The following is a 14,643-nucleotide window of genomic DNA, read 5'->3' on the forward strand; positions in this document are numbered from 1 at the left end:
TCGCCCTGCCCGCCCTCGGCACCCAGTCGATGCCCGTCCAGGAACCCGGCGAACGCCCCCACCGCCACCTCCCCTACCAGCCCTGGGCCGACATCGAGGTGGACCGGAGGACGGGCAAGGTCACCTGCACCCTGAGCAACGACGGCACGGTCGCCTTCCCCTACACCGTCTACCCCAACATCGTCCTCCCGTTCGCCGGAACGCCCTACACGGTGGCCCCCGGTGCCACCGCCACCTACACCTGGGACGCCGCCGCCACCCACGGCCGCTACGACTTCACCGTCCACGGCCCCGACGGCTTCGTCCGCCGCTTCGCCGGCACCGTCGTCCGCGACGGCCAGGACGGCCAGAACGACATCGGCGTGCCGATCGTGACGGCCGACCTGAGCACCTCCTCCCGGCTCACCCTCCAACTGGTCAACGACGGCCTGACCGACATCGGCTTCACCGCCGTGCCCAACGACTTCGCGGGCACCGCGCAGACGGTCTGGGTCAAGCCCGGCAAGCAGGTCAACCTGGCCTGGCCGCTGGACAAGCAGGGCCGCTACGACGTCGTCGTGACGGCCGCCACCGGCCTGCGCTTCACCCAGCGCTACGCGGGCTGGGTGCACTGACCCGCCGCCCGGGCCGGGCGGGCGAGCCGGCCGGAGGCGCCGAACCGGTGACCTCCGGCCGTGGCTCGACCGCCCGGCCGGGGCCGACGGCTAGCGTCGAGCCATGCAGAAGATCACCACCTTCCTCTGGTTCGACGACCAGGCCGAAGAGGCTGCCCGCTTCTACACCTCGGTCTTCGCCGACTCCCGGATCACCACCGTCACCCGCTACGCCGAGGAGGGCCCCGGCGAGGCCGGCACGGTCATGACCGTCGCCTTCGAACTCGCCGGCCAGGGCTTCGTCGCCCTCAACGGCGGCCCGGTGTTCCACTTCACCGAGGCCGTCTCGCTCCAGGTCGACTGCGCCGACCAGCGGGAGGTCGACGAGCTCTGGGCGAAGCTCACCGCGGACGGCGGCGAGGGCGGCCCGTGCGGCTGGCTCAAGGACCGCTACGGACTCTCCTGGCAGATCGTCCCCCGCGTCCTGACCGAACTGATCGCCGACCCGGACCCGGCCAGGGTCGGCCGGGTCACCGCGGCGATGCTGCGGATGCAGAAGATCGAGATCCAACCGCTCCTCGACGCCGCCCGGGGCTGATCCGACGGCCGCCCCCGCCGGGCGGGGGCGGCCCGGTCCTCAGGCCGGTTGCCGGCCGCGCCGGCGCCGCCGCAGCCGGCCCGGGTTCAGGCGTTCGCCCCGGGCCAGCCGGCGCAGCCGGGCGAACCGGGAGAACCGTTCCCGGTTCGCCACCGAGGCCCGGTCCAGCTCCTCCATCAGACGCCGGCTGCGGTGTTCCAGATCGAGTTCGTCGAGGATCCGGTCCACCTCGGCCAGCAGCGCCCCGTGCAGCTGCCAGGCCTCCGGGTGCCCCTGCACCCGGAGCAGCAGCAGCTGGGCGACGTTGTCCCGGACGGCCCAGGCGGCGGCCAGCTCGGCGGTCAGCCGCCGCTCCGCCTCCTCGGCATTGCTGCTCACCTGGGTGGTGACCAGCACCGCGAAGCTCACCAGGGCCCCGCCGAGGTGGCTCAGCAGCTCCTCCAGCGCCACCGCCACGTCGGTGGGGAAGAGCCGCTCGCCCGGGGCCCGCCGCTTGGCCAGGTCGGTGAGCGACCGGGCCAGCACCCGGATCACCACCACGCAGATCTCCAGCGTGTCCAGGCCGGTCCGCAGCACCAGCCGGGAGAGCAGCCCCTCGCTGATCCGGGGATTGAGCCGCAGGCTGTCCTCGGCCTGCCGCAGCGCCCCGTCGACGTCCGCGATGGCCTGGTCGAGCCGGCGGGCCTCGTGCAGGCGTTCCGCCGCGCGCTCCACGGGGGTGGGGGCGCCGAGCTCCTCGGCGATGCCGAGCAGCAGGTGCCGGGCCCGCCGGGCGAGGTCCTCGATCGACTCGCCGGCCGTGTCCACCCAGACCGGCGGGGCGAACAGCAGGTTGAACAGCAGCCCGACGGTGGCGCCGATCAGCGTCTCCAGCACCCGGTCCCAGGCCTGCGAGGTCACCTGGCTGACCCCCAGGATGAGCATGGCGCTGATCGCCACCTCCTGGACGAACTCGTCCACCCGGACGAACCGCCCGATGGTCAGCGAGGCCAGGATGATCAGGCCCAGGCTCCACCAGGACAGTCCGACCACCGAGCTGAAACCGATCGCGATCAGTACCCCGACGACCACCGAGTTGACCCGGCGGATGCTGGTGGTCAGCGTCGAGTAGACGGTGACCTGGACGACCAGCAGCGCCGTCAGCGGCGCGGTCAGCGGGGCCGGCTCGCTGCTTAGCCGGGTCGCCACCGCGTACGAGAGGGTGGCGGCCACCGTGGCCCGGACCGTCTGGACGACGAAGGGTTCGCGGGCACCGCGGCGCAGTGTGGTGGCGAAGGACTCCGGGAGAAGGGCCATGCCGCCCTTCTTTCCCCGCCGGGGCCGCTCACACCGTCGATCCGCCGCACCGGCACTCGAAAGAGCCGTTCGTCCGGCCCAGCGCGGCGGGCCGGCTACGGACGGCGGCGCTGCTCGCGCAGCAGCTTCCACGGTGCGAGCGCCGATTCGACCTGCACCCCGAGGCTCATCTTGGAGGTGCCCTGGATCCGCTCCTCGAAGCGGATCGGGACCTCGCGGATCCGCAGCCCCCGCTGGACGGCGCGGTAGTTCAGCTCGACCTGGAACGAGTACCCGTTGCTGTGCACCGAGGGCAGGTCGATGGCCCGCAGGGCCTCCGCCCGCCAGGCCTTGAACCCGGCGGTGGCGTCCCGGACCCCGAGGCCGAGGATGGTGTTGACGTAGAGGTTCGCCCAGGCGGACAGCGCCTTGCGGTGCCACGGCCACTCCTCGGCGGTCGAGCCGCCCGGCACGTAGCGCGAGCCGAGCACCACGGCGGTGGTGTCGTCGGTGAGCAGCGTGTCGACCATGACCGGGAGCACCGAGGCCGGGTGCGACAGGTCGGCGTCCATCTGGACCACCACGTCGGCGCCCTCCGCCAGGGCCCGGGTCATGCCCGCGACGTAGGCCCGGCCGAGCCCGTCCTTCTCGGTGCGGTGCAGCACGCCGACGGTGCCGGGCGCGTCCGCCGCGAGCTTGTCCGCGACCTCGCCGGTGCCGTCCGGGGAGTTGTCGTCGACCACGAGCAGGTGCAGGCCGGGCAGCTTCAGGTCCGCGAGCAGCCCCGCGAGGACCGGCAGGTTCTCCCGCTCGTTGTACGTGGGTACGACGACAACGACCTTGGGGGCGGCCTCGACCATGTTCTGTCCCTCGCGCGATTACCGGCCGGCGCCGCGCCGCCGGCGCCCGCGCCCGACCGGACAGGTGTCCACTTCGGTCGGGCGAGTCTAGCCGCGGTCGTCCGTGCGCGGTCCCACCGTCCACCCGGCCGCGGGTGCGGGCGGGTGGACGGTGGGACCGGTCGGGCCCTACCGGCTGGGGTGCGACCTGCTCCAGGCGGGGGCGACGAGGGCGACCAGGCCGACGGCGAAGGCGAGCTGGAGGATGTGGCGGATCCAGTCGATGCCGGAGGTGTGCCGTACGCCGATCCAGCCGGCCACCGCGTTGCCCAGCCAGGCCCCCGCCGCGCCGAGCAGCATCGTCAGCCACCAGGGGATCGCCTGCGGGCCGCGCAGGATCAGTTTGGCCAGGACACCCAGCACGAAACCGATGAGCAGAATCCACAGCAGCTGGAACATCGCATTCCACCTTTCGAGGTGCGTTGTCCCATGATCGCCCGGATCGCCCGCTCCGGCACGTCGACGGGGCTCCCGCCCCGTCCCCGCTCACGTGGTCCTACCGCGGCGGCGGGCCGGCCGCCCGGACTCCGCTCAGGCGGTCCCACCCGCGGTGGGCCGTTCCTTGTTGGTGTCGACGACGGCCCGCTCCAGGACGGCGGTGCGCTCGGTGACCGTGCCGGGCTTGACGTTGTCGACCTGCTTGACCTGGATGCCGCGGCTGCCCAGGTAGGCGAAGGTCGTGCGGTCGAAGACGAGCTCGACGCGCTCGCCGCTCCGCTCGTCCAGGCGGGCCAGGGCGAGGCCGGTGCGGCCGGCCGCGTCCTGGGAGTTCTGGACGACGACCACACCGGGGATGTTCGCGGCGGCCCGGTAGAGCGCGGCGGCGCTCGGGCCCGGCACGAGCTGTTCGTTGATGATCGCCTTGATCGTCTCGAACGCCTGCTGGTCCCGGTCACGCGGGCCGCTGACGGTCGTGTAGATCGACTTCAGCAGCGGCTCCGGATCGGTCGGCTGGGCCTTGAGCCAGTCGTACGACAGCCGGACGGCCTCGCCCGCGATGTCCGTGCCGTTCACGGGCTTGGCGTGGGGGTTGTCGTCGCCGAGGCCGGTGCCGCCGTCGGGCTGGTAGCCGGGCTCGTCGAGCCAGCCGCCGCGCGCGTCGGGCGTCTTCCAGATCTCGCGCCGGTGCAGCGGCTGCACCCACGTCCTGGACTCGTCGGTGTCGGCGTTGTGCGAGTAGGACAGGAAGGAGACCTCGCTCTTGATGTAGATGTACTGGCCGGGCTTCGGCTCCGGGGTGCGCTGGGTGCTCACGGCGGCGGCGATCTGCTGGACGGTCGAGACGAGCTGGAGGGCGCTGCCCTCCTCGACCGCCACGACGGGCGCTTCCACCGAAGCCGACCCCAGCCGCGGCGCGCCGAGGCCGCTGGTCAGCGCGTTGACGGCGACGACGGCGGTCAGCGCGGCGGCGGTGACCGGGACGGCGATCAGCAGGGCCCGCCGGACCGGCCGCTTCGCGGCCGCGGGTGCGGGAGTGCGGATCTCGTTCAACAGGTACTCCTCGAAAAGCAGCTGACGGTCGAGCGGCATCGGGGCGACCGACGGGGCCGGCAGCAGCTGGGCGAGCTCCGCGTGATCCGGCTCCGCGTGAGGCAGCTCCGCGTGATCCAGGGGCTCGGCCCGCTTCCAGAACTTGCGGGTCATCCGTACGTCTCCTCGTGCGACTCGTACGACCGGGCCGCGCACGTGCGGCCGCCCTGTACTTGTCCGGGACGCGGCTGCGGTTCCCGGTTCTTTCCCAGTTCCTGTCCGGCGAGTTTGCGCAGCCGGGTGCGGGCGCGTGAGAGGCGCGAACGCACGGTGCCGATGGGGATCCCGAGCGCGGCGGCGGCCTCGGCGTACCCCAGTCCGGACCAGACGCACAGGGTGAACACCTCGCGCTCGGTGCGGCGCAGTTGCCGCAGCGCCCGCTGGGCGGCGGCGAGTTGGTCGGCGTCGGCCATGCGTCCGACGAGCTCGTCGGCGAAGTCCGGGACGGTGTCCCGGACGGGTAGGCGGCCGAGGGCCGCCTGGTGGCGGCGTGCGGCACGACGGGTGTTGCGCAGCACGTTGACGGCGATGCCCATGAGCCAGGGGCGCGGGCCGGCCTCGTGGTCGAGGAGCCGGTCGCGCAGCCGCCAGGCCTCCAGGAAGGTCAGCGAGACGACGTCCTCGGCGAGGTCCCGGTCACCGCTCACGCGGACCGCGTGCCGATGGACCAAAGGGGCATGGTCACGGAAGAGTTCCCTGAACGCCTCGGGGTCCCCCGTGCGTATCCGGGCGTGCAATGTGTAGTCCACGAAGTGCCTTGTCCGCCGCGGGTGCCCGGTTCCGGTGACCTGCCTCACACGGGGCGTCAGGGGGAGGCGGTCTCCCGCGGGCTCGCGCACCGCACCCGCGGTCAGGGCGACGCCGTCATCCGGAACTGTACCGACCGGTCCCGCCGCGTCTCCCGCCGGTGCCGCGTCACCCCGCGTGGCTGAGGGCGGCCCCGGTCACCGGGTCGAACACGTGCAGCCGGTCGGTGTCGATCCACAGCTCCAGCGGGCTGCCCTCGGCGGCCCGGGTGTCGGTGCCGATCCGGGCCACCACCTCGCGCCCGCGCGTGTCGGCCCCGGTCTCCCGCCGCAGCGCGGTCAGCTCCTCCGGAGCCCCCGGGGCGGGAGTCCCGCCCGCCACCGTGAAGTGCGCGAACACGTCCGAGCCGACCGACTCCAGCACCTCGACGCCGACCGTGGCCGTCCGACCGCCCGGTGGACGCGCCAGGAGGGCCGCGTCCTCGAAGTGCTCGGGCCGCAGGCCGACGACCACCTCGCGCGGGGCGTCCGCCGCGGCCAGCCGCTGACGGAGCCGGTCGCTCACCGGCAGGTCGGCCAGTGCGGTGCGCAGCACGCCCTGCTCCAGGGTGGCGTCCAGGAGGTTCATCCCCGGCGAGCCGATGAACCCGGCGACGAAGAGGTTGGCCGGCTCGTCGTAGAGCTGCTGCGGGGCGCCGACCTGCTGGACGACGCCGCCGCGCAGCACCACCACCCGGTCGCCGAGCGTCATCGCCTCGACCTGGTCGTGCGTGACGTAGACGGTGGTGGTGCCGAGCCGGCGCTGGAGGCGGGAGATCTGGGTGCGCATCTGCACCCGGAGCTTGGCGTCCAGGTTGGAGAGCGGCTCGTCCATCAGGAAGACCTTGGGGTCGCGGACGATCGCCCGGCCCATCGCGACCCGCTGGCGCTGGCCGCCGGAGAGGTTGGCGGGGCGGCGGTCCAGGTGCTCGGTGAGGTCGAGGATCCGGGCGGCCTCCTCGACCTTGGCGGCGATCACGGACTTGTCGGTCCGGGCCAGTCGCAGGGCGAAGCCCATGTTCTGGCGGACGCTCATGTGCGGGTAGAGCGCGTAGCTCTGGAACACCATGGCGATGTCCCGGTCCTTGGGCGCGCGGTCGTTGACCACCTGGCCGCCGATCCGCAGGGTGCCCTCGGTGATGTCCTCCAGGCCCGCGATCATGTTGAGGGTGGTGGACTTCCCGCAGCCCGAGGGGCCGACCAGGATCACGAACTCGCCGTCCGCGACGGTCAGATCGATGCCGTGGACGGCGACCGCGCCGTCCGGGTAGCGCTTGGTGATGCCGTCGAGGACGATCTCGGCCATGCCCTGCCTGCCTTCCTGGGACGTCTTCGGTCGGGGTGCTCCCGGGCGTCAGCCCTTGACGGCGCCGGCGGTGAGGCCGGCCACGATGCGGCGCTGGAACAGCAGCACGAACACCACGATCGGCACCGTGATCACCACGGCGGCCGCGGCGATCGAGCCGGTCGGCTGCTGGAACTGCGAGCTGCCGGTGAAGAACGCGATCGCGGCCGGGACGGTCCGCGCCGCGTTGGTGGAGGTCAGCGAGATGGCGAACAGGAAGTCGTTCCAGCAGAAGATGAAGACCAGGATCGCGGTGGTGAACACGCCCGGCGCCGCCAGCGGGGCGATCACCAGCCGGAACGCCTGCGCGGGCGTCGCGCCGTCCACCTTCGCGGCCTTCTCCAGGTCCCACGGGATCTCCCGGAAGAACGCCGAGAGCGTGTAGATCGCGAGCGGCAGGGAGAACGTCATGTACGGGATGATCAGGCCCGCCCAGGTGTCGAAGAGGCCCAGCATCCGCTCGATGTTGAACAGCGGCGAGACCAGCGAGATCGGCGGGAACATCGCGATCAGCAGGGACATCCCGATCAGCAGGCGTTTGCCCGGGAAGCGCAGCCGGGCCACCGCGTAGGCGGCCATCGTGCCGAGCAGCACCGCGAGGGTGGTGGCGATGACGGCGATGCCGATCGAGTTGAGCAGCGCCCGGGTGAAGTCCGAGGTCCGGAAGATGCCGCGGTAGTTCTCCAGCGTCCAGGTGCGCGGGACGAAGGCGCCGTCGTCGAGGGTGCCCGGGTCCTTGAAGGAGAGCGCGGCGATCCACCAGACCGGGAACAGCGCGTAGAGCACCACCACCAGGTTGACGACGCCCCAGCCGGTCGCCGCGCGCGTACGGCGGGAGGTCATCGGCCCTCCGTCCCGCCGCCGGGCGCCGAGGCGCCGAACACCTTGACGAAGACCAGCGCGATCGCCGCCACGCAGAGGAAGATCAGCACCGAGATCGCCGAGCCGATGCCCAGGTTGAGCGCGGTGAAGAGGTTGTCGTACCCGAGGATCGACACCGAGCCGGTGTCGTTGGAGCCGCCGGTCAGCACGTAGATGTTGTCGAAGACCCGGAACGCGTCGAGGGTCCGGAAGAGCAGGGCGACCAGGATGGCCGGCTTCATCAGCGGCAGGACCACCAACCGCAGCCGCTGGCCGAACGTCGCGCCGTCCACCATCGCGGCCCGGACGGTCTCACCGGGGACGAGCGCCAGGCCGGCCAGCAGCAGGAGCGCCATGAACGGCGTGGTCTTCCACACCTCGGCCAGGATGATCAGCCCGATCGCCTGCCAGTGGTCGGTGAGCGGGGCGCTGCCCGCGGGCAGCAGCGCGGCGAGATAGCCGGTGCCGGGCGTCCAGGCGTACTGCCAGGAGTAGGCGGCGACCACGGTGACGATCCCGTACGGCACCAGGACGGCGGTGCGCACCACGCCCCGGCCGAACACCGCCCGGTGCATCACCAGCGCCAGGGCGAGCCCGAGCACCAGCTCGACGGTCACCGAGACGGCGGTGATCAGCACCGTCACCCAGAGCGCCTGCCACCAGAACGGCGAGGAGAGGACGGCGGCGTAGTTCGCGAACCAGACGAACTCCGCCTGCTGGGGGAAGCGCAGGTCGTAGCGCTGGAGGGAGAGGTACACGGCGTAGCCGACCGGATAGGCCGTCACGGCGGTCATCACCAGCACGGCCGGGGCGCAGAGCAGCCAGCCGAGCCGGCGCTCCTGCCGCGAGCCCTCGGACCGGCCCTTCGGCGCTGCCCCGAGGAGGGTGGGCGGCCTGGTCACGGGATCAGCCCCTTCGAGCCGAGCGCGTCCTTGAGTTGGCCGTCCAGCGCGGAGACGGTGCGCTCCGGCTCGACGGCCGACGGCGGGGAGAGCGCGTGCGAGATCGCGATCGAGACGTTCTGGTAGGCGGGTGTCTGCGGCCGGACGGAGGCGGAGTCCAGCGCCGCCAGCACATCGGCGGCGAACGGGTAGCTGTCGGTGAGTTCGGCGGCGGTGTAGAGGCTGCGCAGTGAGGGCGGCAGGCCGCCCTTGAGCGCGTTGGTCAGCTGGTTGTCGCGGTTGCGCAGACAGAGGGTGGCCTCCTGGGCGAGCTCGGGGTGCCGGCCGTAGGCACCGACCGCGAGGTCGATCCCGCCGATGGTGACGCGGGCCGGGCGGTCCGGGAGGACGGCGGGGTAGGGCGCCCAGCGGAAGTGCGGGAACAGCTCGGGCCGGTCGGCCTTCATGGCGGGGTAGACGAAGGGGTAGTTGAGCTCGAAGGCGGCCGTGCCGGACTCCATCGCCAGCCGGTTCTGGTCCTCCATCTGGTTGGCGAGCGAGGGGTCGGCGGCGGGGGAGCGGGCGAGGTCCCGGATGACGCCGGCGGCGGTGACGGCGGGCGGGCCGAGCGAGGGCGCGGTGGCGTCGGGGGTGAGCACCGAGCCGCCGGCGCTGGTCACCAGGGTGTTGAACCAGACCGTCAGGCCCTCGTACTGGGCGCCCTGGACCTCGACGAAGTGCGGCTTGCCGGCCTTGGCCAGCTCGCCCGCCGCGGTGAGCATCTCGGCCCAGGTGCGCGGCGGCGCCGGCACCAGGTCGTCGCGGTACCAGAGCAGTTGGGTGTTGGAGTTGTAGGGGACGGCGTACAGCCGGTCCTTCCAGGTGGCGGTCTTCAGGGCGGCGGCCAGGGTGTCGGCGCCGGCCTGCTCCTTCGCCGCGCCGGTCCACTCCCGGACCCAGCCGGCCTCGGCGAACTCGGGTGCCCAGGTGACGTCCAGGCCCATGATGTCCACACCGGCGTCGTGCGCGGCGAGCCGGCGGACCAGCTGCTGGCGCTGGCCGTCGGCGGTGCGCGGCAGCTTGTTGTAGCGGATCGAGTAGCGGCCCCCGGAGGCCCGGCCGCAGGAGTCGGCGGCCTGCTGGAGGGCGCCGGAGTCATCGGGGAAGTTGTACCAGTCGAGGGTGACCGCCGTGTCGCCGCTGCCGGAGCCGCCGCCGCAGGCGGTGAGGGCCAGCGTCAGCAGCAGGACCTGGACGACCGCGGTCCGGTGGCGTGGTCTCGGCACGGTTCTCCCTCCGGTGGCGGCCCGCGGATGGTCACGCTAGGACGCGGCCCCGCGCCGCACGGGAGCTGACGGCGCGACACACCCGATACCCGCCGACCGGCCTAGCGGCGGACACCCGTGACCGGGCGGCGCGGGACGCTCCTCGGACGGCTCTGGCGGGCAGGACCGCGGAGCCGCTACGGTCTGGACCAGTCACCCGTCCGGCCGATCGGCCGTCATCCCTGTCCTGGCCCTTTCCGGGAGTCGTCATCAACACCCGATCCACCGTCAGTGCTCCGCTCACGCTGCCCGATCTGCTGGACGACCGGGCGGCCCGGCACCCCGAACGGACGGCCCTGCTCGTCCCCGGCGGCGCCCCCCTCGACTACCGCCGGTGGCGCGAGCGCGCCGTCCGCGCCGCGCACGGCCTCGCCCGCGCCGGGGTCCGCCCCGGGGACCGGGTACTGCTGCTGTTCCCCAACCGCGCGTGGGACGAGTACGCGGTGGCCTTCCTCGCCGCGCACTACGCGGGCGCGGCCGGGGTGGTGGTCCGCGAGGACCTCGGCCGGGAGGACACCTCCCGGCTCGCGTCGGCGAGCGCCGTCCGGCTGGCGGTGGCCGGTACGGCGGACGACCCCCGGGCGGCCGGAGCCGGCCTGCCCTGCCTGCGGCTCGCCGCGCTGGAGGCGGCGGCCGACACCCCCGACGAGCCCCCGCACCGCCCCCGCCCCGAGGACCTGGCCCAGGTGATCGGGACCTCCGGCACCACCGGGGCGCCCAAGGGTGTCCAGGCCGCGCACGCCAGTCTCACCGCCGGCCAGCGGCTCGACCCGCGGCCGCGGCCGTACGCCCACTCGGCGCACGCCGTGCACGCCTTCCCGATCGGCACCAACGCGGCCCAGGTCGTCCTGGTCAACGCGCTGGTCGCCGCGCCCGCGACGATCTGCCTGCCGCGCTTCGACGCCGAGGAGTTCGGCCGGACCGTCGAGGAGCACCGGGTCGGCACCGTCTTCCTGGTGCCGTCGATGGCCGTGGAGCTGCTGAACTCGGGCGTGGCCCGCCGCCGGGACCTCGGCAGCGTGCTGCTGGTCAGCTCCTCGGCGGCCGCGCTGCCCGCCCCGGTCGCGACGGCGCTCACCGCCGCGCTCCCCACCGCGACCGTGGTCAACACCTACACCTCCGCCGAGTCCTCGCCGGCCCAGATATCGGCCGTCGTGGACGCCCGCCGCCCGGGCTCGGTCGGCCGCCCCACCAACCCGGCCGACCTGCGGCTGCTCGGCGCCGACGGGCAGCCGGTGGAGCCCGGGGCCGTCGGCGAGGTCTGGCTGCGCCAACCCGGCCCGCCGCGCGGGTACGTGGCCGGGCCCACCGAGACGGCCGCGGTGTTCCGCGACGGCTGGGTGCGGATGGGCGACCTCGGCCGGCTCGACGCCGAGGGCTACCTGTACCTGGTGGACCGGGAGAGCGACCTCATCAAGTCCGGTGCGCTGAAGGTCTCCACGCTGCGGATCGAGGACGTCCTGCACGCCCACCCGCGGGTCGCGGACGCGGCGGCGCTGGGCGTCCCGCACCCCGTGATGGGCGCGGTGCCGGTCGCCGCCGTGGTGCCCGCCGCCGACGGCCTGGACCTCGACGAGCTGCGGCTCTTCCTGAGCACCCGGCTGGGGCGCGGCGAACTGCCCGTCCGGATCCTGGTCACCGACCGGCTGCCGCGCAACCCCAGCGGAAAGGTCCTCAAGCACGAACTGCGGGCCCGGTTCGCCGAAGCGGCCGACCGTCCGGCCGGCCCCGGCACCCCGCCGGCCACCGACCGCGAGGTCGCGCTGGCCGCCCTGTGGCGCCGCGTGCTGGGCCGCCCGGTGCACGCCGTGGAGGACGAGTTCTTCGCCCTCGGCGGGGACTCCTTCCGCGCCGTCCAGCTGGCCGCCGCGATCTCCGCCGAGTTCGGCGTCACGGCCGGCACCGCCCTGGTCTTCGAACGGCCCTCGCTGCGCGCCCAGGCCGCCTGGCTCACGGCGGCGCCGCCGACGGCCCGGACGGCCGGCCCGGCGGGCGAGGAGGAGGTCTCGGACTACCTGCGGGAGCTGCGCGCCCAGCCGCACGACGTCCCGCTCACCTCCCAGCAGGAGAACTTCCTGCGCTGGACGGCCGAGGCCGAGGGGCGCAACGTCGGCTCGGTGGCGGTGATGTTCCGGGTCACCGAGGCGCTGCGCACCGACCTGCTGGCCCAGGCGCTGCACGAGGTGGTCCGCCGCCACCCGGCGCTGCGGACCCGGTTCGTCCCGGTGCCGGACGCCGGACAGCCGGGGGTCCGGCGGGCGGTGGTCGACGAGGAGCCGTACACGGAGGTCGTGCTCGCCGGGGCGCCGGGCGAGAGCGACGACGAGGTGTCCGCCCGTCTGGTCGCCGTCCGGGACCGGTTGACCGATGTCGCCGAGGGGCCGATGACCCGCCTCGCCGTGGTCACCCGGGGGCCGGACGACCACGCCGTGCTGCTGGCGGTGCACCACATGGTCGCCGACGGCTGGTCGGTCGGGGTGCTGCTGCGCGAACTGGGCGTGCTCTACTCGGCGCTGCGCCGCGGCCGGTCGGCGCCCGCGCCCCGGCCCGGGCGCGAGTACCGGGAGCTCATCGCCTGGTCGAACGCCCACTGGCCGGCGTCCCGGGCCCACTTCGCCCGCACCCTGGCGGGCGCGCCGCAGGCGGTGGAGCCCTTCCCCGGGCGGCGGGACACCGAGGTCGTGCTGAGCGCGGCCCACCGGCTGGCCGTGCCGCCGGAGCGGGCCGAGGCCCTGCGGGCGCGGGCGGCCGAGGCGGGCGCGACACCGTTCCAGGCGCTCGCGGCGCTCTGGCTGGGTCTGTTGGCGCACCGCAGCGGGCAGTCCGACCTGGTGCTGATGACCCCGGTGCCGGGCCGGACCGAGCCGGAGGCGGAGCGGGCCGTCGGCTGCCTCGTCCAGTCGCTGCTGCTGCGGATCGACGCCTCGGGCGCGCCCGGCTTCGCCGAACTGCTCGCCCGGGTCCGGGCGGCGTCGACGGCGGCGCTGGACCACCAGCTCTACCCCTTCGCCGAGTTCAGCCCCCGGGCGCCGTTCGCCGCCTGGCTCCGCTACGAGGCCTGGAGCGCCCCGGCCCAGTTGCCGGGGCTGGCCTGCACCGCCTGGGAGCTCCCGCGCAGCGCCACCGTCCCGTACCCGATGCCGGGCGGGGACCGGCACGTGCCGGAGCTGGCGGCGGTCGAACAGCCGGACGGCGAGCTGGTCTGCTGGCTGCGCTACAACGAGCACGCCTTCGCCCAGGAGACGGTGGAGGCACTGGCCGCCGAGCTGGAGCTCCGCCTCGCGGAGGCCGCCGGGGGCTGAGCGCCTGCCCGGGAGGTCCGGGGCGCGCTGCCCGGAAGGGCACGGGTTCGGTGTCCGGAGGGTGGGGGCGGGGCGCCCGCCGGAGTGGGTGCCGGGCGGACGCCGGGGCCCGGACCCCGGTGTCCGCCCCGGCCGGTGACGGGTCGTGGGACCGGTGCCGGCCGGGTCCGTCCGGTCCACCGTGATCCGCCCCCGGCGGAGGGCCCGGACGAGCGGCGGCGGCGGCCGGTTAGCCTCTAGGTGACCGTACAACCGTACGATTCACGGACAGGAGCCCCGCGCCACCATGCTTTCCCAGCCCCCGGCCCGCACCCGATCGGTCGGCAGCGTCCGCCCCAGGTCCTCGGCTCCGTTGACCGGCGGGCCCGCCCACACCTCGCCGGGCGGCCTGTCGCGCCGTCACCGCACCGCCGGGAGTGACCGATGAGGGGCCTCGCCGGACTCTGGCGGTCCCGGACCGGCGCGGTCGCGGTGGCGGTGGTCGTCGTCCTGGCCGCCGGACTGCTCTGGTGGCGCCCGTGGGCTCCGGCCGCCACCGTCCGGCCGAAGCCGCTGGCGGAGGCGTTCACCACCGCCGCCGGCGGCTCCGCCCGCCTCGGCACCGGCGAGCAGCTGCTCCGTTACAAGGTGCGTGCGGAGAAGGGGCTCAAGGAGAGCCCCGAGCAGTTCGCCGCCGAGGTCGACGCCGTCCTCGGCGACGTCCGGCGCGGCTGGGCCGCCGACGGCACGCGCTCGTTCCAGCGGATGGCCGCCGACCCGGTGGACTTCACCGTCTACCTGGCGACCCCGGAGACCACCGACCGGATCTGCGGCCAGTACGGGCTGGACACCGGCGGCTCGGTGAACTGCGGGGTGGGGCACCAGGTGGTCATCAACGCCAAGCGCTGGAACGAGCTGACGGAGTTCTACACCGGTCAGCCGGAGCAGTACCACGCGCTCGCCGTCAACCACGAGGTCGGCCACGTCCTCGGCCTCGGCCACGTCGACTGCCCCGGCCCGGGCCAGCCGGCGCCGGTGATGATGCAGCAGATCAAGGGCCTGCACGGCTGTGTGCCCAACGGCTGGCCCTTCTCCGACACCGGTACCCTGCTCACCGGCCCCCTCCTCCCGCCCGCCAGCCCGGCGCCGTAGCGGGGCCCGTGGCGGAACGGACGCCCCGCCGGCCGGTCGCGGTTCCCGCTCACGGCGCCGCACCGGGAGTCCGACGGTGCGGGAGTCCGACGGTGTGGGGGTTCGACGGTGCGGGCGT

Annotated in this window: 13 protein-coding genes; 4 read left to right on the plus strand and 9 right to left on the minus strand. The window is 74.1% G+C overall.

What is annotated here, in order from left to right; all coding sequences use genetic code 11:
* Both ACIQTO_RS31180 and ACIQTO_RS31185 read left to right on the plus strand, forming a co-directional pair.
* The coding region (locus ACIQTO_RS31180) for a phospholipase domain-containing protein (protein WP_402395074.1) at positions 1-614 on the plus strand (614 nt) is incomplete at its 5' end.
* Positions 615-717: 103 nt separating this feature from the next.
* Positions 718-1,191, plus strand: a complete 474-nt coding sequence (locus ACIQTO_RS31185) for a VOC family protein (RefSeq protein ID WP_402395077.1) — start codon at positions 718-720, stop codon at positions 1,189-1,191.
* Positions 1,192-1,230: 39 nt separating this feature from the next.
* Here ACIQTO_RS31185 and ACIQTO_RS31190 read toward each other — a convergent pair whose 3' ends face one another.
* The 9 genes from ACIQTO_RS31190 to ACIQTO_RS31230 form a co-directional block, all read right to left on the minus strand.
* Positions 1,231-2,487: an aromatic acid exporter family protein gene (locus tag ACIQTO_RS31190; RefSeq protein WP_402395080.1), complete on the minus strand. Its 1,257-nt coding sequence runs from the start codon at positions 2,485-2,487 to the stop codon at positions 1,231-1,233.
* 95 nt (positions 2,488-2,582) lie between these two features.
* Positions 2,583-3,326: a polyprenol monophosphomannose synthase gene (locus tag ACIQTO_RS31195; RefSeq protein WP_402395083.1), complete on the minus strand. Its 744-nt coding sequence runs from the start codon at positions 3,324-3,326 to the stop codon at positions 2,583-2,585.
* Positions 3,327-3,494: 168 nt separating this feature from the next.
* Positions 3,495-3,764 (minus strand): GlsB/YeaQ/YmgE family stress response membrane protein, encoded by a 270-nt coding sequence (locus ACIQTO_RS31200; protein WP_402395086.1) that lies wholly within the window; start codon positions 3,762-3,764, stop codon positions 3,495-3,497.
* A gap of 132 nt (positions 3,765-3,896) precedes the next feature.
* Positions 3,897-5,009 carry a CU044_5270 family protein gene (locus ACIQTO_RS31205; RefSeq protein ID WP_402395089.1) on the minus strand — a complete coding sequence of 371 codons (1,113 nt, stop codon included), beginning with the start codon at positions 5,007-5,009 and terminating at the stop codon, positions 3,897-3,899.
* Positions 5,006-5,644 carry an RNA polymerase sigma factor gene (locus ACIQTO_RS31210; protein WP_402395093.1) on the minus strand — a complete coding sequence of 213 codons (639 nt, stop codon included), beginning with the start codon at positions 5,642-5,644 and terminating at the stop codon, positions 5,006-5,008. The genes ACIQTO_RS31205 and ACIQTO_RS31210 overlap by 4 nt, the downstream gene beginning before the upstream one ends.
* A 166-nt stretch (positions 5,645-5,810) precedes the next feature.
* Positions 5,811-6,986, minus strand: a complete 1,176-nt coding sequence (locus tag ACIQTO_RS31215; protein WP_402395096.1) for an ABC transporter ATP-binding protein — start codon at positions 6,984-6,986, stop codon at positions 5,811-5,813.
* 48 nt (positions 6,987-7,034) lie between these two features.
* Entirely contained in the window at positions 7,035-7,868 is an 834-nt protein-coding gene (locus ACIQTO_RS31220; protein WP_402395099.1) for a carbohydrate ABC transporter permease, read from the minus strand.
* Positions 7,865-8,788, minus strand: coding sequence for a carbohydrate ABC transporter permease (locus ACIQTO_RS31225; RefSeq protein WP_402395101.1), 924 nt, complete (start codon positions 8,786-8,788; stop codon positions 7,865-7,867). Before ACIQTO_RS31225 ends, ACIQTO_RS31220 begins: the two co-directional genes overlap by 4 nt.
* Positions 8,785-10,053 carry an ABC transporter substrate-binding protein gene (locus tag ACIQTO_RS31230; RefSeq protein ID WP_402395104.1) on the minus strand — a complete coding sequence of 423 codons (1,269 nt, stop codon included), beginning with the start codon at positions 10,051-10,053 and terminating at the stop codon, positions 8,785-8,787. The genes ACIQTO_RS31225 and ACIQTO_RS31230 overlap by 4 nt, the downstream gene beginning before the upstream one ends.
* 296 nt (positions 10,054-10,349) lie before the next feature.
* Between ACIQTO_RS31230 and ACIQTO_RS31235 the strand changes: the two genes are divergently transcribed.
* Complete coding sequence (locus tag ACIQTO_RS31235; protein ID WP_402395291.1) at positions 10,350-13,394, plus strand: AMP-binding protein; 3,045 nt, start codon at positions 10,350-10,352, stop codon at positions 13,392-13,394.
* 423 nt (positions 13,395-13,817) lie between these two features.
* Positions 13,818-14,525, plus strand: coding sequence for a DUF3152 domain-containing protein (locus ACIQTO_RS31240; protein WP_402395107.1), 708 nt, complete (start codon positions 13,818-13,820; stop codon positions 14,523-14,525).
* Positions 14,526-14,643 lie beyond the last annotated feature (118 nt).

The sequence above is a fragment of the Kitasatospora sp. NPDC091207 genome (assembly GCF_044768625.1).
Taxonomy (GTDB): Bacteria; Actinomycetota; Actinomycetes; order Streptomycetales; family Streptomycetaceae; genus Kitasatospora.